The following is a 22,656-nucleotide window of genomic DNA, read 5'->3' on the forward strand; positions in this document are numbered from 1 at the left end:
GATCCGTAACCGGGCCATGGTAGCGTGCAGAAAAATCCCTGACGACCGGACTGGCGCCGGTTCGAGCCACCAGCAACACTGACCAGCAGAAAAAACGAGGACACCCCCATGCTTTGGAAAAAAGGCCGGCGCAGCGACAACGTCGTGGACGCGCGAGATGACAGCAGCGCCGGCGGTGGCGGTGGCATGCGGTTCGGTGGAGGCAAGGGCTTGAGCCTGACGGCGATCGTACTGATCGTCGGCATCGGCTGGGCCACCGGCCAGGATCCGCTGCAGATCCTCGGGCAACTGCTGGGCCAGCAGAGCGGGCAGACTTCAGCGCCGGCCACCACCCAGGCACGCAAGGCACCACCGGCCAATGACGAACAGGCAGAGTTTGTCCGCGCCATCCTCGGTGACACCGAAGACACCTGGGGCCAGATCTTCCAGCAAGCCGGCCGCCAGTATCAGCCGCCCAAGCTGATCCTGTTCCGGGGCCGGGTCAATTCCGCCTGTGGCGCGGCCACTTCCGCCAGCGGGCCCTTCTACTGCCCCGCCGACCGCCAGGTGTACCTGGACATGGACTTCTTCCGGGAGATGGCCCAGCGCTTTTCCGCCGCCGGCGACTTCGCCCAGGCCTACGTGATTGCCCATGAGGTCGGGCACCACGTGCAGACCCTGCTCGGGGTCTCGGCAAAAATCCAGGCCGCGCGCCAGCAAGGCCAGCAGATGCAAGGCGATGGCGGCCTGCTGGTACGCCAGGAGCTGCAGGCCGACTGCTTTGCCGGGGTCTGGGCCTATCACGCACAGAAGCGCCTGAACTGGCTGGAACCCGGGGATGTGGAAGAAGCCCTGAACGCCGCCAATGCCATCGGTGACGACCGCCTGCAGCAGCAAGGCCAGGGCCGGGTGGTGCCGGACTCCTTCACCCACGGCACCTCGGCGCAGCGAGTGCGCTGGTTCAAGACCGGCTTCAGCCAGGGCCAGGTCAGCCAGTGCGATACCTTCAGCGCCAGGAGCCTGTAGATGCGCCGCTTGCTGGTCCTGCTGCTGTGCCTGGGTGGCTGCGGCGTCCAGGCGGCGGAACAGGGGGTCAAGGTCATCAGCCCGCAACGCCTGCCCCTGGAGGGCGGGCAACTGGCGCTGGGCCTGAGCCAGGATTGGCGCCAGCCGCTGCCGGGCGTAGAGCGGGCCCTGATCATCGTTCACGGCCGACTGCGCAACGCCCAGACGTATCTGCACAGTGGGCAAAGCGCTGCCGGGCAGGCCGGGCAAAGCACAACAACCCTGGTGATCGCCCCGCAGTTTCTCAACCAGAGCGACATCGCCCGCCATCAATTGCCAGACGCGCTACTGCGCTGGAAGGGCAATGGCTGGATGGCCGGCGAGCCTTCAGTTAGCCCGCAGGCCATCAGCTCCTATGCGGTGCTCGATGCCATCCTCCAGCGCCTGGAAGACCGCAAACGTTTTCCGGCACTCAAGGAAGTGGTGATCGCCGGTCACTCCGGCGGCGCCCAGGTGGTGCAGCGCTATGCGCTGAGCACCGGCAGCCACCCCGAGCTGGAAAAAGCCGGGATCGGCCTGCGCTACGTGATCGCCAATCCGTCGTCCTACGCCTACTTCGACGCATGGCGCCCGGTGGCATTCGAACCGGCCAGTTGCCCGGGCTTCAACGACTGGAAGTACGGCCTGAACCAGCTACCGGCCTATGCCGGCGGCCATTCCCCGGCGCAGCTTGAACAGGGCTACGTGACGCGCGACATCACCTACCTGCTGGGCCAGCAGGACACCGATCCCAACCATCCCGCCCTGGACAAGAGCTGCGCCGCCGAGACCCAGGGCGCGTACCGGTTGATTCGCGGGCACAACTACTTCGACTACCTGGTGCGGCGTCATCCGCAAGGCTTGCTGCAACGGCTGGTGGAAGTGCCCGGGGTCGGGCATGACGGTGACCGGATGTTCACCTCGCCCGAGGGGCAGGCGGCAGTGTTCAAGTAAAGAAAGGCGCTGCCTGGAATGACGCTTTCGCCGGCAAGGCTCCGACGGGAGCCTTGCCGGCGAACAGGACCCTCAGGCCGACAGCAGGTCGCGCAACTGCGCACAATCCCGGGCATGCCAGTCGGTCAGCTCCGGCCAGGGGTTGTCCGGCAGGTTGACCAGCACCGTGCGGGTCCCGGCGGCCCGCCCGCAGTCCAGGTCGAAGCGGTAGTCCCCCACCATGACCATCCGTGACGGCGAGATATCCCAGGCTTCGGCCAGCTTCAGCAAACCGCCCGGATGGGGCTTGGGCGGTGCTTCGTCGCGGCCCAGCACGTCGGCCTCGGCAAAGCAGTCCGCCAGGCCGATGGCCTCCAGGGTCACATGGGCCAGCTCCCGCGCATTGCGGGTGAGGATGCCCAGGCGATAACCGCGCCCGGCCAGTTCCCGCACCAGTTCCACCGCACCCGGCGCCGGGCGCGAACCCTGGGCCAGGTCGCGCTCGTGTTCCAGCAGCCAGGCATGCTTGGCCGCGGATTCGTCCGCCGGCAAGGCCGCCAGGTGTGTGAGGATGTCATCCTCGGCAGGAATCGACAGCGCCTCGCGGATCGCCGCGAAATCATGCACAGCGATGGTCAGGGTGCCGTCCATGTCGAACACCCAATGTTTTATCTCTGAAAGACTCATGCCCAATCCTTGCGATGGCGGATCAACCCTTCCTGAGTCACCGAGGCCACCAACTGCCCGGCACGGTTGAACACGCTGCCCCGGGAGAAGCCCCGGGAGTTTCCGGCCCAGGGGCTGTCCATGGCATACAGCAGCCAGTCGTCAGCGCGCAGGTCGGCGTGAAACCACAGAGCGTGGTCGAGGCTGGCGACCTGCATGTCCTTCTGCCACACCGACTTGCCGTGGGGCAGCATCGAGGTGGTCAGCAGGCCGAAATCCGAAGCGTAGGCCAGCAGGTACTTGTGCAGCGCCGGGCTGTCGGCCAGGGCGCCGTCAGCGCGGAACCAGACGTACTTCACCGGGTCCATGGGCTGCGGGTTGTAGGGGTCCTTCTCGGTCACCGGGCGCACTTCGATCGGCTTGGGGCACAGCAGTTTCTCGCGCATGTGCTCGGGAATCAGGTGCGCACGCTGGGTGGTGATCTCCAGCTCCGACGGCAGGTTTTCCGGCCCGACCACCTGGGGCATGCTGTTCTGGTGCTCGAAGCCTTCTTCGTCGTACTGGAAGGAAGCACTGCAGGTGAAGATCGGGTTGCCCTTCTGAATCGCCGTCACCCGGCGGGTGCTGAAACTGCCACCGTCACGGACCCGATCCACTTGGTAGACCACTGGCAAGGCGGCGTCCCCCGGACGCAGGAAATAGCCGTGCATGGAGTGCACGTGGCGTGCCTCCTCGACTGTCTGACTGGCTGCGGACAACGACTGGCCGAGCACCTGGCCGCCAAACAGCTGGCGAAAACCGAGGTCCTGGCTGCGACCGCGAAACAGGTTTTCTTCAATGGCTTCCAGGGTCAACAGATCGACCAGATCATCCAGCACATGACTCATTCAGACTCTCCTCACACAGGGCAACACCGCGCAATCTCGGCTGCGGCAGTGATATCAATTGGGGCCAGGTATCTCATCGGCACATTCTAAACGTGCGCGCCTGCTATCCATGCAAGGTTTCCAGCCATTGTTCGCGGGTAATGCGGTACAGCACATGCTCGCGCAGCGGGTGATCGCCAGCGAGGTTCGGATGCTCGAAGTCGTCCGCAGCAGCGTGATGCATACCAATGGCCTGCATCACCTTCTGCGACGGCAGGTTGTTGCGGGTGGTAAAGGCCACGACTTCGTCGAGGGACAGACGATCGAAAGCGCAACGCAAGGCTGTCCAGGCCGCTTCGCTGGCATAACCCAGGCCCCAGTGCTCGCGAGCCAGGCGCCAGGCGATTTCCACTGCCGGGGTGAACGACGCCTCGAAACCGACGACGCCCAGTCCGGTAAAACCGATGAACGCACCAGTGTCCTTACGCTCCAGGGCCCAGACCCCGAAGCCGTGCTCGGCAAAATGCCCGCGTATCCGCCCGATCAGCGCGGCACTTTCCAGACGACTCAAGGGCGCGGGAAAGTAGCGCATGACCTGTGGATCGGCACACATTGCCGCAAATTCCGGCAAATCATCGTCGCGCCATTGACGCAGCAGCAGGCGCGCGCTTTCGAGTTGCAGTATCGGCTCCATCAGTGCCCTCCGTTTCCGTGGGTGCAAGTCTACATCGCTGGTAGGATCCTTCACGGGTTCCTCTAAGAAAATGCCATGCCATTGCCATTGATCTATCACGACGACTACAGCCCCGAGTTCCCGGCGGAGCACCGCTTCCCCATGGACAAGTTCCGCCTGCTGCGCGATCACCTGGTGGACAGTGGCCTGACCCGGGACGCCGATTTGCTGCGCCCGCAACTGTGCCCCACGGATGTCCTGGCCCTGGCCCACGACCCTGGCTATATCGAACGCTACATGAGCGGCGAATTGTCCCGGGAAGATCAGCGGCGCCTCGGCCTGCCCTGGAGCGAAGCCTTGGCCCGGCGCACGGTGCGTGCCGTCGGCGGCTCCTTGCTGGCCGCCGAACAGGCACTGGAACATGGCCTGGCCTGCCACCTGGCCGGCGGCACCCACCACGCCCACTATGACTACCCGGCGGGGTTCTGCATCTTCAACGACCTGGCGGTGATCAGCCATTACCTGCTGGAAAGCGGGCGCGTGGGCCGGGTACTGATATTCGACTGCGATGTGCACCAGGGCGATGGCACCGCGCGGATCCTGCAACATACCGCCGACGCAGTGACCGTCTCGTTGCACTGTGAAAAGAACTTCCCCGCGCGCAAGGCCCAGAGCGACTGGGATATCCCGCTGCCCATGGGCATGGGCGACGCCGACTACCTGAACGTGGTGGACGACACGCTCAACTACCTGCTGCCCCTGTACCAGCCGGACCTGGTGTTGTACGACGCCGGGGTCGACGTGCATCAGGACGACGCCCTGGGCTACCTCAAACTCACCGATGCCGGCGTGGCCGAACGCGACGAACGGGTCATGCGCCACTGCCTGGGCCGCGACATCCCGGTGGTCGGCGTGATCGGCGGCGGCTACAGCAAGGACCGCCAGGCCCTGGCCCGGCGCCACGGCATTCTTCACCACAGTGCCCAGAAGGTCTGGGAATCGTCAGGGTGCTACTGACATCCGCAGGCCTTACCCACATCCACTGTGGAACCGCTTGTGGATAAGCTGGGAGAAAGCCTCTGCAGCCCTTGTCCCACGGGGCCTCAAGGCCATCGCCTGTTTTTTGATCAGTGACATCAGATGGTCATACAGTTGTGAGTGTCTTACCCCCAATCCCTGTGGAGCCGCCTGTGGATAACCTGCGTGAAAGACGCTAGGCCCCTTGCTCTGCAAGGCCTGCAGAGCGGTGCCTGTTTTTTGATCAGGGCGCAGCAGGCCTCCGGCGACGCCGTAGCGCTTACCCCCAATCGCTGTGGAGCCGCCTGTGGACAACCTGCGCGAAAGTCGAGCCAGCCCACGGGACACAAGGCCCGCAGCCCGCTGTCTAGTTTTTGACCAGGCATCATCGACCCAGCAAGCCCCCTGCACCTCGGGTAGAATGCCCGGCCTATTTCCTCAGCCCCGCCTCTGCCATGACTGCATCGCACTCTTCCACGCCCCACCACGTCGCGATTATCGGCGGCGGCCCCGCCGGCCTGATGGCCGCCGAGGTACTGAGCCAGGCCGGGGTTCAGGTCGACTTGTACGACGGCATGCCATCGGTGGGCCGAAAATTCCTCCTGGCTGGGGTCGGTGGCATGAACATCACCCACTCCGAAGCCTATCCGGCCTTCCTCTCGCGCTACGCCGAGCGTGCACCGCACATCGCCCCGTTGCTGCGGGAATTTGGCGCCGAGGCGCTTTGCCAATGGATTCATGGCCTTGGTATCCAGACGTTTGTCGGCAGCTCCGGCCGGGTGTTTCCTACCGACATGAAGGCTGCGCCGCTGCTGCGCGCCTGGCTCAAGCGCCTGCGCGATGCCGGAGTCGTTATCCACACTCGGCACCGCTGGCTGGGCTGGAATGCCGACGGCAGCCTGCGCATCCGGCATGCCGAGGGTGAAAGTGCGGTACGGGCGGATGGGGTCCTGCTGGCATTGGGCGGCGGCAGTTGGGCACGCCTGGGTTCCGACGGGGCTTGGCTGCCCCTGCTGGAACAGCGCGGTGCACAGCTCGCACCCTTGCAACCGAGCAATTGCGGTTTTGAGGTCAGCGCCTGGAGCGAGCTGCTGCGCAGCAAATTCGCCGGCGCGCCGCTGAAGAACGTGGCCATCGGCCTTGATGACGACGCACCACGGCTGGGTGAATGCGTGATCACCGCCAGCGGCATCGAGGGCAGCCTGATCTATGCCTTGTCGGCGCCGATTCGCGAATCCATCAACCGGCACGGGCAGGCGACGATCCATATCGACCTGCTACCGAACAAGCCCCTGGACAAGGTCCAGGCCGCCCTTTCCAAGCCACGCGGCTCGCGGTCCATGGCCAAGCACTTGCAGAGCCAGTTAGGGATCGAGGGGGTGAAGGCGGCGTTGCTGCGGGAGCTGACCCCGGCAGAGAGCTTCAACGATCCGGCGCTCCTGGCGGCAGCCATCAAGGCCCTGCCGTTGACGCTGGTCAGGCCCCGGCCGCTGGACGAAGCCATCAGCAGCGCCGGCGGCGTAATGTTTGAAGCCCTGGACGACGACCTGATGCTTCGGCAGTTGCCTGGAGTGTTTTGCGCAGGGGAAATGCTCGACTGGGAAGCGCCGACCGGCGGCTACCTGCTGACCGCCTGCTTTGCCAGCGGGCGCCAGGCGGGGCTGGGGATGCTGAAGTGGTTGCGGCGCCAGCCATAAACAGCTTCGCCGGCAAGTCGGCGCCTACGCAAGGGTAGGAGCCGGCTTGCCGGCGAAGGGCCCGGCGCGATGTCAGATCAAGGCTTGCGCTTGCGCGGCCCGGTGTTGAAAGCCGGCACCTTGCGCACCGGTTTCACCGCCGGAGCTTCAGCCACTTCGCCACTGTCCACCCACTTGCCCAGGTTGCGCTTGCCGCCACCGCCGGAGGTTTTCGGCTTCTTGGGCTTCTTCGGCTTTTTCACCACCTGGCCACTGGCATCGGTTTCCGGCACCCGGTGCTCGGGTTCGAAATCCTGTTCCTCATGGCGCTTGAGGGTCTGGCGGGTGAGCATCTCGATCGCCGAGAGCAGGTTCACCTCGTCGGCGCACACCAGGGAAATCGCCTCGCCGGTGGAACCGGCACGGCCGGTACGCCCGATGCGGTGGATGTAATCCTCGGCCACGATCGGCAGGTCGAAGTTGACCACCAGGGGCAGGTCTTCGATGTCCAGGCCGCGGGCCGCCACATCGGTGGCCACCAGGATCTGGATCTCACTGGCCTTGAACCGGTCCAGGGCGCGCTGACGCGTGGCCTGTGGCTTGTCGCCATGGATGCCGTCGGCATTCACGCCCTGGCCCTGGAGTTTCTCCACCAGCGCATCCACACCGTTGCGGGTCTTGGCGAACACCAGCACCTGCTTCCAGCGATTCTTGCGCAGCAGGTGGCTGAACAGCTCCGGCTTGCGCTTCTTGTCCACCGGCACCACCCATTGCTTGACCGTGTTGGCAGCCACGTTGCGCGGGCTGACCTCGATGCTCAGCGGATCGTTGAGCATCTGCCCGGCCAGCTGGCGGATGGCGTCGGAGAAGGTGGCGGAGAACAACAGGGTCTGGCGTTTCTTCGGCAGGGCCGCGTAGATGCTCTTGAGCTCTTCGGAGAATCCCAGGTCGAGCATGCGATCGGCCTCATCCAGCACCAGGGTCTGCAACTGGCTGAACTTCACCGCATTCTGACGGAACAGGTCCAGCAGACGCCCCGGAGTCGCCACCAGCAAGTCCACGCCTTTGCGCAGCTTCATCATTTGCGGGTTGATGCTGACCCCGCCGTACACCGCATAGGTGCGCAGCGGCAGGTGTTCGGCGTACTGGCGCACGCTTTCGTGGACCTGCTCGGCCAGTTCCCGGGTCGGCACCAGGATCAGCGCGCGTACCGAGTTGCTATCGACTTTCGGCCCTTCCAGGGTCAGCAACTGCAACAGCGGCAGAGCGAAACCGGCGGTCTTGCCGGTGCCGGTCTGGGCTGCGGCCATCAGGTCACGCCCGCCCAGCACTGCCGGAATGGCTTGCGCCTGCACCGGGGTCGGGGTCTGGTAGCCGAGGGTTTCGAGGGCGCGCAGCAGGGGTTCGATCAGGCCAAGAGTGGCGAATGTCATGGGGGTACCGTAGGAAAAAGTCAGCACAGGGACGCAATGGGCGGCAGTTTACCCTAATTCAGGGGCTCGCTCCCGGGCCGCCCCAGGCCTGCCAAGCCCGCCCCGGTGAGTGTATGCTCGCCCCACTGTTTGCCACGGGTCGCGCACAAGGGCAGCGCAACACCCGAGCTGGCACTCAACCGCCCCTTTGCCCTTCCCAAGGAGCCTCACCGCGCATGGACAACCAAAACCCCTTCCAGGCCCCTGCCGCCGAACTCCTGGCCAGCAAGCCAACCGATCAGAGCCTGTGCCTCTACAGCGTGGCGGCCATTGGCCTGAGCACCTTCATCGGCACCTCCGTGGCCGGCGCCTATTTCATCAGCCAGAACCTCAAGGCCATGGGCCGCGAGAGCGAAGTGAACAAAGTCTGGGCCATGGGCATCGGCCTTTTCATTGCCATGAGCGTGGCAGGCTTTTTTCTTCCGGAAAGTATCCCTGCGGTGGTGTTCATCCTGCCGCCGATCTACGGGATGAACGCCTACGCACGCCAACTGTTCGGCCCCCAGGTGATAGAGCACAAGGCCGGCAACGGGCGCTTCTTCTCGCTATGGCGAGTGGCGGGAATCAGCCTGCTGTTTTCCCTGGCCCTGGCGGCAGTGTTATTCGCCCTCGTCCTGCTGAGCGGGTTCGAGTAAGGCCCCCTGGCGGCCCTTTCGGCCGCCACAAGCCCCCACCGGGCAGCCTCTTGCGGCCTGGCTCAATGGAGTGAGCGATGCGCAATCTTGTCCTGTACACCTCAATGCTAGTGGGGCTTTGCCTGCCACACGCCTATGCAGCTGAATCCATCGGCTTTCGTGAAATCCAGCTAGGGGATTCCAGCCACAACCGTGAGCTACATGTCGGCCTCTGGTACCCCACCGAGGACGGGGCAACGCCTGCCACCTCCTCGGAAAATCCGGTTTTCCAGGGGGTGCCGGCGATCAAGGATGCCCACCCCACCGCCCGCGCCCATCCATTGGTGGTGCTGTCCCATGGCTATGGCGGCAACTGGCGCAACCTCAGTTGGCTGGTACCGTTACTGGTCAGCCAGGGCTATATAGTGGCGGCACCTGATCATCCGGGCACCAGCACCTTCGACAAGCGCCCGGTGCAAGCCGCAAGGCTCTGGGAGCGGCCGCGGGACCTGAGCCGGGTCATCGACGCCCTCAGCGCTGACCAGTCCCTGGCAGGCGCGGTCGACCCACAGCGCATCGCCGCCATCGGCCATTCGCTGGGCGGCTGGACGGTCACCGCATTGGCCGGCGCCCGCTATAGCCCGCAACGCTTCCTTGAGGAATGTCGGCTGCATCCCAACCCGCGTCTGTGCGGGCTGGCTCCGGAGCTGGGGATTGCACCGCAAAACCAAGGCTCTCTGGGCACCGACCTGCGGGATCCGCGAGTCAAGGCGGTCGTCTCCCTGGACCCGGGGCTGGTCCGTGGGTTCACCCCGCAAAGCTTGTCAGCGGTGCAGACGCCGACCCTGATCCTGGGAGCAGGAGTCGATATTGCCAGCATGCCGGTGGAGCAGGAGTCGGGCTACCTGGAAACCCACCTGCCGTCGGCCACCTCCAGCCTGCTGGTGATCGCCGATGCCAGCCATTTCAGCTTCATGCAAATCTGCAAGCCAGGCGCCACGGCCCTGCTCCGGGAAGAGAACCCCGAGGATGAAATCATCTGCCGGGACGGCGGCCAGCGCAGCCGCGAAGCGATTCACCAGCAAGCGAGCCAGGTCATCGGCGACTTTCTCCAACGGAGCCTGGCCGGCCTGCCACCGGGACAGTGATCAGGCCGCCTCTTCCTGGACCCCGGCCTTGGGCTTGCGCCATTGGGGCAGGCCGATCAGCACTACGGCACTGATGATCACCAGCATGGCCATGGCCTCCTCGATGCCAATGGTTTCGCCGACGAAGACGATGCCCAGCAGCACCGCCACCGCCGGGTTGACATAGGCGTAGCTGGTGGCCGCGGCTGGGCGCACGTGCTTGAGCAGGTACATGTAGGCGTTGAAGGCGATGATCGAACCGAAACCGGCCAGGTAGGCCAGGGCCAGCCAGCCTTCCATCGGAGGCAGGGTGTCCAGATGCTCACCGCTCAGGGCACTGCCGATCATCAGCACCACGCCACCGACAAGCATTTCCGCGGCACTGGCCATGGCGCCCTGGGGCAGCGGCAGATGCTTGCTCCACACCGAGCCGAAAGCCCAGGCCGCCGCAGCGAACAGCAGCAAGGCGGCGCCCATCGGGCTCGACTGCAGGTTGGACCCCAGGTTGAGCATGCCGATGCCAATCATCCCGAGGACGATCCCGGCCCACTCCAGGCGCGTGTTGCGTGCACCCCAGAAATACCCGCAGAGCAAGGTGAACAAAGGCACCGTGGCCACCGCCAGCGCCGCGACGCCGGAGGTCACCCCGGAGTGTTCGGCCAGCGTTACCGCGCCATTGCCACAGCTCAACAGCAGCACACCGATGATCCCTGCGGCCTTCCATTGCGCCCAGGTCGGCGCCGGCACCCCGCGCCAGCGCAGAAAGGCGTACATCAGGCTACCGGCGATGATGAAGCGAATGCCGCCGAGCATCAGTGGCGGCCAGTATTCGACACCGATGCGAATCACCAGGTACGTCGAGCCCCAGATTACATAGAGGGCAAAAAAGGCGGCGATCAACGGCAGCGGAAAACGGCTTTGGCCAGGCATGGGAGGCGGCTCTGAGGCAGGCAGGGGGAGGTCTATTCTAGAAACTCGGCCCAGGGAACTTAAGTTACAAAACCTGTTTATAACGCCCGTACACTTTCCAAAAGATGGAGATAAGGGCTATATACCGTGCTTTCGAAAGCTGGATAGATCGAGAGCCTTCCATGGACAAGTACGACCGCATGCTCCTGGCCAGCCTGCTGGAAAATGGCCGGGCGAGTTACGCCGAGCTGGCACGCAAGGTGAATCTCTCGGCACCGGCGGTGGCCGAACGCGTGGCCAAGCTGGAGGCCAGCGGAGTGATCACCGGCTACCAGGCCAAAGTCGACATGGCCAAGGTCGGCTTGCCGATCCAGTGCGTGATCGAACTGCGCCTGGCCCAGCACGGCAACCAGAAGGCCTATGACGAACTGATCAAGATTCCCCAGCTCACCGAGTGCCACCGGGTCACCGGCGACCCTTGCGTGATCATGCAGGCCGCAGTGGGATCGATGCCGGAGCTGGAGGAGTTGATCAACCGCGTGGCCCAGTTCGGTTTCAGCAAGACCTCCATCGTGCTCTCCAGTGCCATTGAACGGCGCGTGCCCCTGGGGCAACTGGAAAGCAAATGAACCTCGGGACTCAGAACCCGCGGTGGCGCTTGAGGTGTTCGGGGACTTTGGCCGCGGGAACCTTCTGCAGTTTGCACAGGAAGTCATGGGACAGCTCGCGCAGGCCATGCTTGTGCCTCAGTTCGCCGGCCAGGTGGGCCACCAGGTTGGCTGCCATTTCCGCATCGGCCATGGCCCGGTGAGCCTGGCCGGTGTGCGGCAGGCCGGCGAATGAAGTCAGGGTGCCCAGCTTGTGATTAGGAGCCGCCGGCATCAGGCGCCGGGCCAGCAGCAGCGAACAGGCGAAGTTCTGCAGGCGGGTGCGCTTGATCCGGCCCAGCTCGAAATCCCAGAACTTCTGGTCGAAGGCCGCGTTGTGCGCCAGCAACGGCGTGATGCCGACGAACTCGTTGACCTCGTTCATCACCTGCTCTGCCGGGGGTGCGCTGCGCAACATGGCATTGCTGATGCCGGTCAGTTGCTCAATAAACGCCGGCACCCGCACGCCGGCGTTCATCAGGCTCTGGTAACGCTCGACGATGCGCCCCTGCTCAAGGATCACCACGGCTATTTCCGTGGCCCGGCAACTGCTGCTCGGGGAGATCCCGGTGGTTTCAAAGTCGATGACGGCAATGCGTTCCAAACCTGTCCTGCTCCGTATGAAAATTGATCAGCTTTTAAGCAGCAAGGCGCCTTCGATCGGCACATAGCGCGTAGCCGCGCGAATCAGCGAATTGGCGGTCAGCCCCGGCACGCCATAGGCCACCGCGCTGACCCCGTGCTTGTGGATGATGCGCTCCAGCAGCAGGTCGAAATCACCGTCGCCGGAAGCCAGCACCACTTCGTCGACATGGGCCGCAGCGTCCATGATGTCGATGGTGATGCCCACGTCCCAGTCGCCCTTGGCCGAGCCGTCGCTGCGCTGGATGTAGGGCTTGAGTTTTACCGTGAAGCCCAGGTTGCGCAGGATCTGCTGGAACTGCTGTTGCTTGCTGTCACCACGGTCGATGGCATAGGCATAGGCTTCGACTATCTGCCCTTGCTTGCTGATATCCGCCCACAGCGCCGCATAGTTGAAGTGGCAACCATAGGCCTGACGAACGGTGTAGTAGAGGTTCTGGACATCGGCGAACACAGCGATTTTCTTCACCGCTAATCCTCATGGCGCAGCAGCGCAAGGGCTGGATCGGGCCTCAGGCCCCGAAAAGTCGCCCAGTATGCCAGTCGCAGGGATTGTTCCGCGAATAATCGGTCCGGGGCAGGTGTCTGCCCCGGACCGACGCAGGTCAGACGAAGGAGTCGTCGTCGGAGAAGAACGAGCTGTCGTCGTTGTCGTAGTCGGCGTTGCTGAAGCCACCCTGGTCGTTGTTGCCCCAGGAATCGTTGTTGGCCAGGCGCTGGTCGTCATTGCCCCAGCCGCTGTTGTCGCTGGCCGGCGCCGGTTCTTCCTTGATGACTTCGACGATTTCCTGGGGCTGCTGGTTGTTATGGAACAGGCTGCTGATGCCCTGGGCCAGCATGACCCCGCCCGCAACGCCGGCGGCAGTTTTCAAGGCGCCGCCCAGGAAACTGCTACCCGCCGCCGGGGCCTGCTGCGGTGCATAGTTCTGTGGCGGTGCGGCGTAATTCTGCTGCGGCGCGCCGAAGTTCTGTTGCGCGGGGGCGCCAAAGGAAGAACGCGCCGGTTCACGCCAGCCACCACCGGACGACGGTGGCGGTGCACTCTGGCTCGGTGCCGGCTGTGGCTCGCGGGAACCGCCGAAGATGCTCGACAGGAAACCGCCACCGGCCGCCGGTGCCGGAGCACTGGCCTGGGCCCGGGCTTGTTGCAGGTCAGCCTGCAATTGCTGGACTTGCTGGTTCAGCTGCTGGTTCTGCTCGTTGAGGCTCTTAAGTGCGGCCTCCTGCACCAGAATCGCCTGGGTCATGAAATACCCGGCCGCAGGCTGGCGGGTCAGATGCTCCTTGATCCGCGCCTCTGCCTGGGCGTCACGCGGGGCTGAATCCGTTTCGGCTTGCTGCAACCGTGAAAACAGTCCATCGATCAGGGTTTGCTCTTGGTTGTTCATGGCGACCTCTTTAGATTGCCGGTAGAAATCTGGTCCGCCGCTCGGACAGAGCGGTGGTACGCACCAGTTATGGGGCTGGTGCGACGACTTTCAATGGTCTTTACCCAAGGTTTACGTTTGCTCGGGCGGGGCCTGCATCGGTTAAAGTGTGCAACCGCTTCTTCAACTGCGATCTCATCGAATGAATCCGTTAGATGTACTGCGTGACTCTCTGTATTTCTTCCAGCGCAACCTCGGGCAGATCGCCCAGCTGTGCCTGCCGCTGGTGATTCTCGAAGCCTTGCTGCAACAAGGGGTCAACAGCGCCCTGGGCCCCGATACCTTCCCGGGCTACAGCGTGGTGGTGGGCCTTCTGGTGTACCCGTTGTACACCGGTGCGCTGATCCTGTTTCTCGACGCCCGCACCCGGGGCGAGTCGCCGCGTACCCGGGACCTGCTGGCCATGGCCCTGACCCTGTGGCCGCGTTTTGCCCTGCTGACGGCGGTCAGCACCCTGCTGATCCTGGTGGGGTTGTCGCTGTATTTCCTGCCGGGGCTGTGGCTGATGGTGGTACTGGCTTTCGCCGAGTACCTGCTGGTGCTCAAGGGCATGGCGCCGCTGGCGGCCATCAGCGAAAGTTTCCGCCTCAGCCGTGGGCACTTCCTGCGGATCCTGGTGTGCATCCTGGCGGTAATGACCCCGCTGTGGCTGCTCAAGGGTGCCAGTGAAGCAGCCTATTCCGAACCGCTGAACCCGCTGCTGTCCCTGGCCATCGATAGCGCCTACAGCTTTCTGCAGCTGTTCACCAGCGTGGTGCTGTTCCGCCTGTTCATGCTGATCAGCGAGCAGCCGGACAAGCGCTGAATCCTCCCCCCGGCCGCTCTGCCCCTTGGGTGACGGCCGTGCTCTCGGTTATGCTCCGGGGCCATCCTGCAACGCCATAAGCCGAGCCGATGATCCGTCTACTTCGCATCACCCTGTTGAGCCTGTTGTTGATCGGTCTGGTGCTGGCCGGGCTGGTCTACAGCCTGACCTGGCGCCCGGAGGCCAAGGAAAGCCTCGCTGTCAGTTGCAGTGCCCAGGCCGCGCCGCTGGTGCCGGGCCAGGCCCTGAAAGTGATGACCTGGAACCTGCAGTACCTGGCGGGCAAGCGCTATGTGTTCTGGAACGACCAGGCACAGGGCGAGGACGAGCAGCCGACCCTGGAGGACATGGCCTTCAGCCTCGACGAAGTGGCTCGCGTGATCCGCGACGAACAACCGGACCTGGTGCTGCTGCAGGAAGTGGACAACGGTGCCAAGGCCAGCGCCTACCAGGACCAGCTCAAACTCCTGCAGGAACGCCTTACCGATCTCTACCCCTGCAGCACCCAGGCTTACGACTGGAAAGCCGATTTCGTACCATCGCCGCATATTTTCGGCAGTGTCGGCCGACAACTGGCCACCCTCAGCCGCTATCGCATCGATCACGCCGAACGCCTGCAACTGCCCACAGCCGAACACGGCTTCATCGGCCGGCAGTTCCAGCCCAGGGAGGCCCTGCTGCTGAGCTACCTGCCCCTGAACGACGGCGGCCAGGTGGCGGTGCTCAATACCCATCTGGAACGTGCTCGCACACCTGGCCAGACGCAATCAAGGCAGGTCGCAGCCATTGGCAAAGTCCTGGATAAACTCGAAGGCCGCGGCACGCCCTGGCTGATTGGCGGGGATTTCAACCTGTTGCCCCTGGGCCAGTACCAGCGACTGAGCGACGTGCAACGGGCGCCCTACAGTGCCGACAGCCCGCTGCACCTGCTGTGGGACAAATACCCGATGATCCCCAGCAACACCCAGGCCAGCGGCGTCGACCGCGCACATTGGCTGACCCACTACCCCAACGACCCGAGCCTCGACGGCCCGGATCGCACGGTGGACTACCTGTTCTACAGCCCGCGGCTCAAGCGAGTCGAATCCCGGGTGCGCCAGGACGACACCTTGCGCATCTCCGACCACCTGCCGGTGCTGGCCCGCTTCCTCTTGCCGGCGCAATAAACCCCAGAGCGGCTACAGGGCAGTACGGGAGTTCGGGTTATTTGCGCGGTTTGACCCGCGCCGTGGCTTCGGCGATCAGCGGGTCATCCGGCCAGTAGTGCTTGGGATAACGGCCCTTGAGGTCCTTTTTCACCTCGGCGTAGGTGCTGCGCCAGAAGTTCGCCAGATCCTGGGTGACCTGTACCGGACGTCGTGCCGGAGACAACAGGTGCAACTTGACCACCTGGCGGCCACCAGCAATGCGCGGTGTTTGCGCCAGGCCGAACAGCTCCTGCAGGCGTACCGCCAGGATGGGTGGATGCTCGCTGTAGTCCAGGCGAATCGACGACCCGGAAGGCACCGTCAGGTGATGGGGGGCCAGCTCATCCAGGCGCTGAGGCAGTGGCCAGGGCAGCAGGTTGTGGATAATTCCGGCCAGCTCCAGGTTGGCGAAGTGGCTGAGCCGCGAGACCTTGCCCAGGTAGGGCTGCAACCACTGCTCCAGCCCCTTGAGCAAGGCCCCGTCACTGACATCCGGCCATTGGCTGGTGCCCGTGGCCTCCAGGTCCAGCTGACGCAACAACGCTACCCGGGCCTGCCACTGGCGCAGCTCCGGGGTCCAGGGCAACAGCTCCAGGCCTTTGCGCCGGACCAGATTGACCAGGGCCAGGGTGCGGGCGGACTCATCCAGCCCGCTCAGCGGTTCGCGACTGAGCACCAGTTCGCCGACCTTGCGCTGGCGTTCGGCCCGCAGCACGCCTTCGCGCTCGTCCCAATCCAGCTGATCGACTTGCCGCACCTGCTCCGCCAGTACCGAATCGAACAACATCGGATCGAAATCCGCCGCCAGGTAGATGCGCTCCTCGCGCTGCCCCTGGCGGCTGCCCAGGTCGGCGATCACCAGCCAGGGTTGCTTCATCAGGCTGTCAGTTTCGCTGAACAGCGCCGCGCGGCCGTTGGCCAGGCGGTATTCGGCGCCGCCGGGGCGCCGCTGCTGGGCCACCCGGTCGGGATAGGCCAGGGCCAACAGGGCGCCGAGCCAGCGCGGGTGCTCGGGGTCGGCCACCGCAGCCTCGGGCTGCCCGCGCAGATAGCCCCGGTACTGGCGCGCCAGTTGTCGGGCACGCTGCACCCCGCCCTGGGCTCCGCGAGCGGCACGTTCTTCTCCGCCAAGCAGCACCAGGCGGCTGTGCAGGTCGGCGCCGGCGCCGCGCAGGATATCCCGCTCCCCCAGCAGGGCCGCGACATCGCAAGCCATCGGCGCCAACCCCAGGGACTGGCCGCGCAGCAGCAGATGGGCGATGCGCGGGTGAGCCGGCAACTCGGCCATGGCCTGGCCGTGGCGGGTCAGGCTGCCATCGTCATTCAACGCCCCCAGGCGCACCAGCAAGTCCTGGGCCTGGGCATAAGCGGCACTGGGGGGAGCGTCCAGCCATACCAGTTGATTTGGCGTCACGCCCCAGCGCGCCAGTTGCAGGGCCAATCCGGCCAGGTCCGCCTGGAGGATTTCCGCACTGGCATAGGCGGCCAGTTGCTCCTGTTGATCGGCCGACCACAAGCGGTAGCACACGCCGGGCTCCAGACGCCCGGCACGCCCGGCGCGCTGGGTGGCGCTGGCCCGGGAAATACGCTGGGTATCAAGGCGGGTCATGCCGCTGCCGGGATCGAAACGCGGCACCCGCGCCAGCCCAGCATCCACCACCACCCGCACGCCATCGATGGTCAGGCTGGTTTCGGCAATGTTGGTGGCCAGCACCACTTTGCGCTTGCCCGACGGCGCCGGGTCGATGGCTGCGCGCTGGGCTGCCAGGTCCAGCTCGCCATGCAACGGGCAGAGCAGGATCTCGCTGCGCTCGCCCAGGGCTTCGGCCAACTGCTGGTGCACCCGGCGGATCTCCGCCTGGCCGGGGAGGAACACCAGCAGGCTGCCGCTTTCATCGTTGAGGGCCTCGAGCACGGTCTGCACCACCCTTGGCTCGATGAATTCACCGGGCTGGAAGGGTCGGCCCCAGCGCTGGGTCACCGGGTACATGCGCCCTTCACTGCGCAGGATCGGCGCATCGCCGAGCAGGGTCGACAGGCGCTCGCCTTCCAGCGTCGCCGACATCAGCAGGATCTTCAGTGGCTGCTCGTCACGAAACAGCTCGCGGCCATTGAGGCTCAGGGCCAGGGCCAGATCGGCGTCCAGGCTGCGTTCGTGGAATTCATCGAAGATCAGCAGGCCGACGCCTTCCAGGGCCGGGTCATCCTGCAGGCGCCGGGTGAGGATGCCTTCGGTGACCACCTCGATGCGGGTACGCGGGCCGACCTTGCTGTCCAGGCGGATGCGATAACCCACGGTCTCGCCGACTTTCTCTCCCAGCTCGCTAGCCAGGCGCTCGGCGGCGGCCCGGGCGGCCAGGCGCCGGGGTTCGAGCATGAGGATGGTCTGTCCGGCCAGCCAGTCCTGGTCCAGGAGCGCCAGGGGCACGCGGGTCGTCTTGCCGGCACCGGGCGGGGCTTCGAGCACCGCTTCATGGCGTGTCGCCAGGGCGGTACGCAGTGCAGGCAAAACTTCATCAATTGGCAAAGAATTCATGCTGGCTCCAAAACAGAGGCGCGAGTATAACGGCGAACTGCCTGGGGTTAATCATGGTCTGAGTGCTGATCGACAAGACTCAACACCCCGCTTCATCCCTCGTTGCTTTCGTGCTTGCTAGGAGATTTCCATGCGTATTTCCCACCGTGTCATCGGCGGCGTTCTGGTGGCCACCCTGCTGACCCAACTCACCGCCTGCGGCTCGATCTTCTTCCCCGACCGGCGCGGCCAGATCGACGGCAAGATCGATCCCCTGGTGGCTGTGCTGGATGCCGTTGGCCTGCTGTTCTACGTGATCCCAGGGCTGATCGCCTTCGGCGTCGACTTCGCCACCGGGGCCATCTACCTGGAGCCGGGCAAGACCGCGCAGATCGCGCCGGAAAAACTGCAACAGGCCATCGGCGCCGACGGTAAAGTCGACAACCGCAAGCTGCAGGCCATCCTGGAAAGCGAACTGGGGGGCAGTTTCCCCCTGGATGACCCACGCCTGATCCAGCACAAGGGCAGCGTGCAGCAACTGGCGCTGTACGGCCTGCAACCTGCTGCCTGATCACTTTTACCCAGGAACCCGCCATCAATGACCGCCAACTCGGAACACGCCCGCCTCCTGCGCCTGGCCACCCGCGCCTCGGTCACCGTGGCGGGCATACTGATCGCGACCAAGGCTGTCGCCTGGTGGCTCAGCGGCTCGGTGAGCATGCTCGCCGGGCTCACCGACTCGGTACTGGACGGTTTCACCTCGCTGCTCAACCTGCTGGCAGTGCATTACGCCCTGCGCCCGGCAGACGACGACCACCGCTATGGCCACGGCAAGGCCGAGTCCCTGGCGGGCATGGCCCAGGCATTGTTCATCGCCGGCAGCGCGGTTCTGATTGCCTTCCAGGCGGCGCAACGCCTGCAACATCCGGAACCGGTAGGCGCGCCCTGGCTGAGCATCGGGGTGATCGTCCTGTCGCTGGCGCTGACCATTGCCCTGCTGCTCCTGCAGCACCGGGTGATCCGGGCGACCGGCTCCAATGCAGTGCGCGCCGACTCCCTGCACTACCGCTCCGACCTGATGCTCAACGGCAGCATCCTGCTGGCCCTGGTGCTGGCGGCGTTCGGCCTGCATCAGGTGGACGCCTGGTTCGGCCTGGGGATTGCCGTCTACATTCTCTGGAGCGCGATCCAGATCGCCCGGGAGAGCTTCTCGGTGCTGATGGACCAGGAGCTGCCACCGGACGTCAGCCAGCACATGCTGGAGCTGGCGTGTAGTGTGCCGGGAGTACTGGGAGCCCATGACCTGCGCACACGGATTTCCGGCAGCCACTGGTTTGTCCAACTGCACCTGGAATTACCCGGGGAACTGACCCTTTCGGTGGCCCATGGCATCAGCGACCAGGCCGCCGATGCCATCCAGAAGGCCTATCCACGGGCCGAAGTGCTGGTGCACGCCGACCCGCAGGAAGTGGTGAAGGCAGCCAGGGCTCAGTAGGTCACCTGATAGCCCCGTGAGCTCAAGCAGTTGCCCTGGGCCTGGCGGTAGGCCTGGACCACTTGCGGGGCCGGCTGATAGGTCACGCTCGCAGGATCGAAGCCGCTCTGCTGCACCGCCCAGCGATAGCAGTCGTAACGGTCCTGGTCGATCTGCTGCGGCGACTGGCCGTTGACCGGGTAGGCCAGCACGTCATAGCCATTGCCGCTCTGCTGCGGGTCCGCAACCGGCACGCCGGCAGGTGGCTCGACCACCACGTACTGCTGGGTGTTGGCTTCGTAGGTGTAGTAGGCCCCTGCCGCCAGAAAGAACAGCGCGCTGCCGATCCAGACTTCCCGCGCATAGTCGGGCAGGTACGTCACGCGAATGCCATAGGGCGGGCGCACCACCACATAGCGCGGGCCTTGCGGGCGGTACCAGTAACCACCGGAAAAAAAGTAATCCTGGCCGCGATAGGCGACCCGGTCATTGCGCCCGGGGAAGCGGTCGATCACATACCCGGGGCGGTACTGCGGCCCGGGGCCCCAGCCATTGCCATGACCATCGGGGCGGCCCGGCCAGCGGTAGTCGTTGGGATGGCCGCCACCTGGCCGAGAGCCCGGGCCGCCAGCCTGCCAATGCTGGTTGTAGTCGTTGCGCCGGGGAATGTCCTGATAGTAGCCACGCTGTGGCTCCTGGGTCTGGCGTACGGTGTCGGGGCGGCCCTGGATCGGCAGATTGTTCGGCTGCTGCACCTGGGGTTGTGGCACAGGGGCCGGGCGAACCTGCTGATTGGGATCGTGCTGAGGCCGGTTCTGCCACTGCCCTCCCGGGTTCTGGCCGTTGTGCTCGAACTGACGGCTGTTATCGCCGCGAATGATTTCATTCTGCGGCCGCTGTGGCTGCGCACTGGGTGGTGGACGGTTGGGAACATTGGCGGGCCGCGGCGGGGCATTTTCCGGGCGGCCCTGGCCTTGATGCTCTCGCTGCTCGCCCCCGGGAGCGCCATGCTGCGCAGGCGGCCGATTCTCGTCTCGCTCATCGGCGAGCAACTGAGCGTTGACGCTCAGGCACAACACACCAACACCTGCCATACGCCAGATGCGCGACTTCATGCTATTCCTCACTGCGGATAGGGGGGGCCTGTACATAAGACTGAAAAAGCCCTGGGCGGTTCTGCATCAGGTTATCAGTCACGAGACTTATTTCGCAGGCAATAAAAAAGGGCGGCCCGTCGGCCGCCCTTTGAGATTTTGTCCGTGCTCGGCGCTTTTGACGCCGGCTCACCTCACTCCGTCTTCTGGACAGTGTGTAGCCCGGGGGCCGGCTCAACCCTGTGGGATTGGCGGCCGCGGCAGGCCTGATTCGGCGGGCCGCAGTGGACTCTATGTCCGGGCAGTGATTCTGGTGATAAGAATAGGCGCGCAGCGAAGACAGAGGATTGCGAAGATTGCTTGTAAAAACACCACTTGCGCAATTTTTAACTCAAGATAGATAATTCAACGCAATAGTTACGACAAAGGCCTGATTGATGAGCAAACTCGACCGCTACGACCTGAGCATTTTGGCGGAGTTGCAACGCGACGCCCGTATCTCCAACCAGGAACTGGCCGAGCGCATCGGACTGTCGCCCTCCCCTTGCTCGCGCCGGGTCAAGCAGCTGGAGGACGATGGCTACATTTCCCGCCAGGTCGCCCTGCTGGACCGCAAGATGCTCGGTCTGAGCCTGACCGCCTATGTCCTGATCGGCATGGACCGGCACACGCCGGAACGCTTCGAGAATTTCGAAGCCGCGATCCGCAGCCTGCCCCAGGTGCTGGAGTGCAGCCTGGTGACCGGGGTCGATGCCGACTACCAGCTCAAGGTGGTGGTACCGGACATGGACCATTACCAGAAGCTGCTGCTCGGCCATCTGACCCGTATCGAGGGCGTGACCAGCGTGCGTTCGAGCTTCGTGCTCAATCAGGTGCTCAACAGCACCGAACTGCCGCTGACCCACCTGCGCAACTGAATCCCGGCCCCCGCTGTGGCGACATAACGCATGCAGATCAATGCTTGGGCCGCGGGCGTTGGCGTATACTCGCCCGGCATTTTTTGCCCTGCCTGCACTGGAGATGAGTGATGGACCCAGCAGTATTCGAAGAGTGGATGATGACCGGCCTGGTCAGCATCCTGATCATTTTCATGGGTTTCATCGTCTGGGACCTGGCCAAGAAGTCCAAGGCCGGGCGCTTCGGCTCGTTCATCCTGTTCTTCGTGCTGGGCCTGGGCGTTGCAGCATTCATCATCAAGAGCGTGGTGATCGGCCTGATCGAGTCCGGCGCCTTATAAGCGCGCCGCCACCTCTTTCCACTGGCCCTGCTCCAGGCCGTCCAGGGTCCAGTCGCCGATCCTGACCCGCACCAGGCGCAAGGTCGGTAGCCCCACCGCAGCGGTCATGCGCCTTACCTGGCGGTTGCGCCCCTCGCGTATCACCAGCTCCAGCCAACTGGTGGGCACGCTCTTGCGAAAGCGCACCGGCGGGTTGCGCGGCCATAGCGTCGGTTCTTCGAGCTGACGCGCCTCGGCCGGCAGGGTCATGCCGTCATTCAACTGCACACCTTCGCGCAAGCGCTGCAACTGCTCGGCACTGGGCTCGCCCTCGACCTGCACCCAATAGGTCTTGGCCAGCTTGTGCTTGGGATCGGCGATGCGCGCCTGCAACTGCCCGTCATTGGTCAACAGCAGCAACCCTTCACTGTCGCGATCCAGGCGCCCGGCCGGGTAGACCCCGGGAACCGCAATGAAGTCCTTGAGCGTGGCCCGCCCCTCGCCATCGCTGAACTGGGTCAGCACATCGAAAGGCTTGTTGAACAGGATCAGCTTCGGCTCGACCGGCGCGGCCTTGGCCACACGCTTGGCGGGAGAGGAGGAAAACGGTTTGGCGCCAGGGCGGCGGGAAGCGGGACGGGGCGGACGGGACATGGGAGCAGGAACATTCAGC

The 22,656-nt window shown here is 64.6% G+C and carries 24 protein-coding genes; 13 read left to right on the forward strand and 11 right to left on the reverse strand.

The features are described 5' to 3' along the window. Positions 1-108: 108 nt before the first annotated feature. A complete protein-coding gene (ypfJ, locus tag PFLCHA0_RS26760; protein WP_011063618.1) occupies positions 109-1,005 on the forward strand; it encodes a KPN_02809 family neutral zinc metallopeptidase in 897 nt (298 codons plus the stop codon). Continuing rightward, on the forward strand, positions 1,006-1,977 hold the full coding sequence (locus tag PFLCHA0_RS26765; RefSeq protein WP_015637139.1) for a hypothetical protein: 972 nt from the start codon (positions 1,006-1,008) through the stop codon (positions 1,975-1,977). It abuts the gene before it with no gap. A gap of 72 nt (positions 1,978-2,049) precedes the next feature. Here the strand turns inward: PFLCHA0_RS26765 and PFLCHA0_RS26770 are convergent, their stop codons facing one another. The 3 genes from PFLCHA0_RS26770 to PFLCHA0_RS26780 all read right to left on the reverse strand — a co-directional run bounded on the left by PFLCHA0_RS26770 (position 2,050) and on the right by PFLCHA0_RS26780 (position 4,182). After that, positions 2,050-2,643 (reverse strand): HAD family hydrolase, encoded by a 594-nt coding sequence (locus PFLCHA0_RS26770; protein ID WP_015637140.1) that lies wholly within the window; start codon positions 2,641-2,643, stop codon positions 2,050-2,052. Continuing rightward, positions 2,640-3,509 (reverse strand): acyl-CoA thioesterase II, encoded by an 870-nt coding sequence (tesB, locus tag PFLCHA0_RS26775; RefSeq protein WP_015637141.1) that lies wholly within the window; start codon positions 3,507-3,509, stop codon positions 2,640-2,642. Before tesB ends, PFLCHA0_RS26770 begins: the two co-directional genes overlap by 4 nt. Before the next feature lie 103 nt (positions 3,510-3,612). Continuing rightward, entirely contained in the window at positions 3,613-4,182 is a 570-nt protein-coding gene (locus PFLCHA0_RS26780; protein ID WP_015637142.1) for a GNAT family N-acetyltransferase, read from the reverse strand. A 75-nt stretch (positions 4,183-4,257) separates the two neighbouring features. Between PFLCHA0_RS26780 and PFLCHA0_RS26785 the strand changes: the two genes are divergently transcribed. Together PFLCHA0_RS26785 and PFLCHA0_RS26790 are read left to right on the forward strand one after the other, a co-directional pair. Beyond that, entirely contained in the window at positions 4,258-5,178 is a 921-nt protein-coding gene (locus tag PFLCHA0_RS26785; protein WP_015637143.1) for a histone deacetylase family protein, read from the forward strand. Between the two features lie 455 nt (positions 5,179-5,633). Continuing rightward, entirely contained in the window at positions 5,634-6,875 is a 1,242-nt protein-coding gene (locus PFLCHA0_RS26790) for a TIGR03862 family flavoprotein (RefSeq protein WP_015637144.1), read from the forward strand. Positions 6,876-6,952: 77 nt separating this feature from the next. On the opposite strand, the gene PFLCHA0_RS26795 is transcribed toward PFLCHA0_RS26790, so the two are convergent. Continuing rightward, complete coding sequence (locus PFLCHA0_RS26795) at positions 6,953-8,287, reverse strand: DEAD/DEAH box helicase (RefSeq protein WP_011063626.1); 1,335 nt, start codon at positions 8,285-8,287, stop codon at positions 6,953-6,955. 215 nt (positions 8,288-8,502) lie between these two features. On the opposite strand from PFLCHA0_RS26795, the gene PFLCHA0_RS26800 reads away from it, so the two are divergent. Together PFLCHA0_RS26800 and PFLCHA0_RS26805 are read left to right on the forward strand one after the other, a co-directional pair. Then, on the forward strand, positions 8,503-8,961 hold the full coding sequence (locus PFLCHA0_RS26800; RefSeq protein ID WP_041119988.1) for a hypothetical protein: 459 nt from the start codon (positions 8,503-8,505) through the stop codon (positions 8,959-8,961). A gap of 77 nt (positions 8,962-9,038) precedes the next feature. Beyond that, the gene (locus PFLCHA0_RS26805; RefSeq protein ID WP_015637146.1) at positions 9,039-10,088 is read left to right on the forward strand and encodes an alpha/beta hydrolase family protein; all 1,050 of its coding nucleotides are present in this window, start codon (positions 9,039-9,041) and stop codon (positions 10,086-10,088) included. Here the strand turns inward: PFLCHA0_RS26805 and yedA are convergent, their stop codons facing one another. Further along, entirely contained in the window at positions 10,089-10,997 is a 909-nt protein-coding gene (gene yedA, locus PFLCHA0_RS26810) for a drug/metabolite exporter YedA (RefSeq protein ID WP_015637147.1), read from the reverse strand. It abuts the gene before it with no gap. 161 nt (positions 10,998-11,158) lie between these two features. Here yedA and PFLCHA0_RS26815 point away from each other — a divergent pair, with 161 nt between their 5' ends. Continuing rightward, complete coding sequence (locus PFLCHA0_RS26815; RefSeq protein ID WP_011063630.1) at positions 11,159-11,605, forward strand: Lrp/AsnC family transcriptional regulator; 447 nt, start codon at positions 11,159-11,161, stop codon at positions 11,603-11,605. 10 nt (positions 11,606-11,615) lie between these two features. On the opposite strand, the gene PFLCHA0_RS26820 is transcribed toward PFLCHA0_RS26815, so the two are convergent. From PFLCHA0_RS26820 to PFLCHA0_RS26830, 3 genes are all read right to left on the reverse strand, one after another. Beyond that, positions 11,616-12,227, reverse strand: coding sequence for a 3'-5' exonuclease (locus PFLCHA0_RS26820; protein ID WP_011063631.1), 612 nt, complete (start codon positions 12,225-12,227; stop codon positions 11,616-11,618). Positions 12,228-12,254: 27 nt separating this feature from the next. Beyond that, a complete protein-coding gene (locus PFLCHA0_RS26825; protein WP_011063632.1) occupies positions 12,255-12,734 on the reverse strand; it encodes an NYN domain-containing protein in 480 nt (159 codons plus the stop codon). 136 nt (positions 12,735-12,870) lie between these two features. Further along, a complete protein-coding gene (locus tag PFLCHA0_RS26830; RefSeq protein ID WP_015637149.1) occupies positions 12,871-13,653 on the reverse strand; it encodes a DUF2076 domain-containing protein in 783 nt (260 codons plus the stop codon). Between the two features lie 181 nt (positions 13,654-13,834). On the opposite strand from PFLCHA0_RS26830, the gene PFLCHA0_RS26835 reads away from it, so the two are divergent. Continuing rightward, positions 13,835-14,497 carry a YciC family protein gene (locus PFLCHA0_RS26835; protein ID WP_015637150.1) on the forward strand — a complete coding sequence of 221 codons (663 nt, stop codon included), beginning with the start codon at positions 13,835-13,837 and terminating at the stop codon, positions 14,495-14,497. 89 nt (positions 14,498-14,586) lie between these two features. Continuing rightward, complete coding sequence (locus PFLCHA0_RS26840) at positions 14,587-15,663, forward strand: endonuclease/exonuclease/phosphatase family protein (RefSeq protein ID WP_015637151.1); 1,077 nt, start codon at positions 14,587-14,589, stop codon at positions 15,661-15,663. 37 nt (positions 15,664-15,700) lie between these two features. On the opposite strand, the gene hrpB is transcribed toward PFLCHA0_RS26840, so the two are convergent. Beyond that, positions 15,701-18,220 carry an ATP-dependent helicase HrpB gene (gene hrpB, locus PFLCHA0_RS26845; RefSeq protein WP_015637152.1) on the reverse strand — a complete coding sequence of 840 codons (2,520 nt, stop codon included), beginning with the start codon at positions 18,218-18,220 and terminating at the stop codon, positions 15,701-15,703. A 130-nt stretch (positions 18,221-18,350) separates the two neighbouring features. Between hrpB and PFLCHA0_RS26850 the strand changes: the two genes are divergently transcribed. Beyond that, positions 18,351-18,770 (forward strand): hypothetical protein, encoded by a 420-nt coding sequence (locus PFLCHA0_RS26850; RefSeq protein ID WP_011063637.1) that lies wholly within the window; start codon positions 18,351-18,353, stop codon positions 18,768-18,770. A gap of 27 nt (positions 18,771-18,797) precedes the next feature. After that, positions 18,798-19,694: a cation diffusion facilitator family transporter gene (locus PFLCHA0_RS26855; protein WP_015637153.1), complete on the forward strand. Its 897-nt coding sequence runs from the start codon at positions 18,798-18,800 to the stop codon at positions 19,692-19,694. On the opposite strand, the gene PFLCHA0_RS26860 is transcribed toward PFLCHA0_RS26855, so the two are convergent. Continuing rightward, complete coding sequence (locus PFLCHA0_RS26860) at positions 19,688-20,788, reverse strand: DUF6515 family protein (RefSeq protein WP_011063639.1); 1,101 nt, start codon at positions 20,786-20,788, stop codon at positions 19,688-19,690. The two genes, PFLCHA0_RS26855 and PFLCHA0_RS26860, sit on opposite strands and share 7 nt — an antisense overlap. Before the next feature lie 416 nt (positions 20,789-21,204). Here PFLCHA0_RS26860 and PFLCHA0_RS26865 point away from each other — a divergent pair, with 416 nt between their 5' ends. Both PFLCHA0_RS26865 and PFLCHA0_RS26870 read left to right on the forward strand, forming a co-directional pair. Beyond that, positions 21,205-21,684: an Lrp/AsnC family transcriptional regulator gene (locus tag PFLCHA0_RS26865; RefSeq protein WP_011063640.1), complete on the forward strand. Its 480-nt coding sequence runs from the start codon at positions 21,205-21,207 to the stop codon at positions 21,682-21,684. Positions 21,685-21,794: 110 nt separating this feature from the next. Then, positions 21,795-22,004: a DUF2788 domain-containing protein gene (locus PFLCHA0_RS26870; protein ID WP_003228500.1), complete on the forward strand. Its 210-nt coding sequence runs from the start codon at positions 21,795-21,797 to the stop codon at positions 22,002-22,004. Here the strand turns inward: PFLCHA0_RS26870 and PFLCHA0_RS26875 are convergent. Further along, complete coding sequence (locus tag PFLCHA0_RS26875) at positions 21,999-22,565, reverse strand: pseudouridine synthase (RefSeq protein WP_161466734.1); 567 nt, start codon at positions 22,563-22,565, stop codon at positions 21,999-22,001. The genes PFLCHA0_RS26870 and PFLCHA0_RS26875 overlap by 6 nt on opposite strands. Positions 22,566-22,656: the final 91 nt, after the last annotated feature.

Origin of the sequence: Pseudomonas protegens CHA0 (genome assembly GCF_000397205.1) — a bacterium.
Taxonomy (GTDB): Bacteria; Pseudomonadota; Gammaproteobacteria; order Pseudomonadales; family Pseudomonadaceae; genus Aquipseudomonas; species Aquipseudomonas protegens.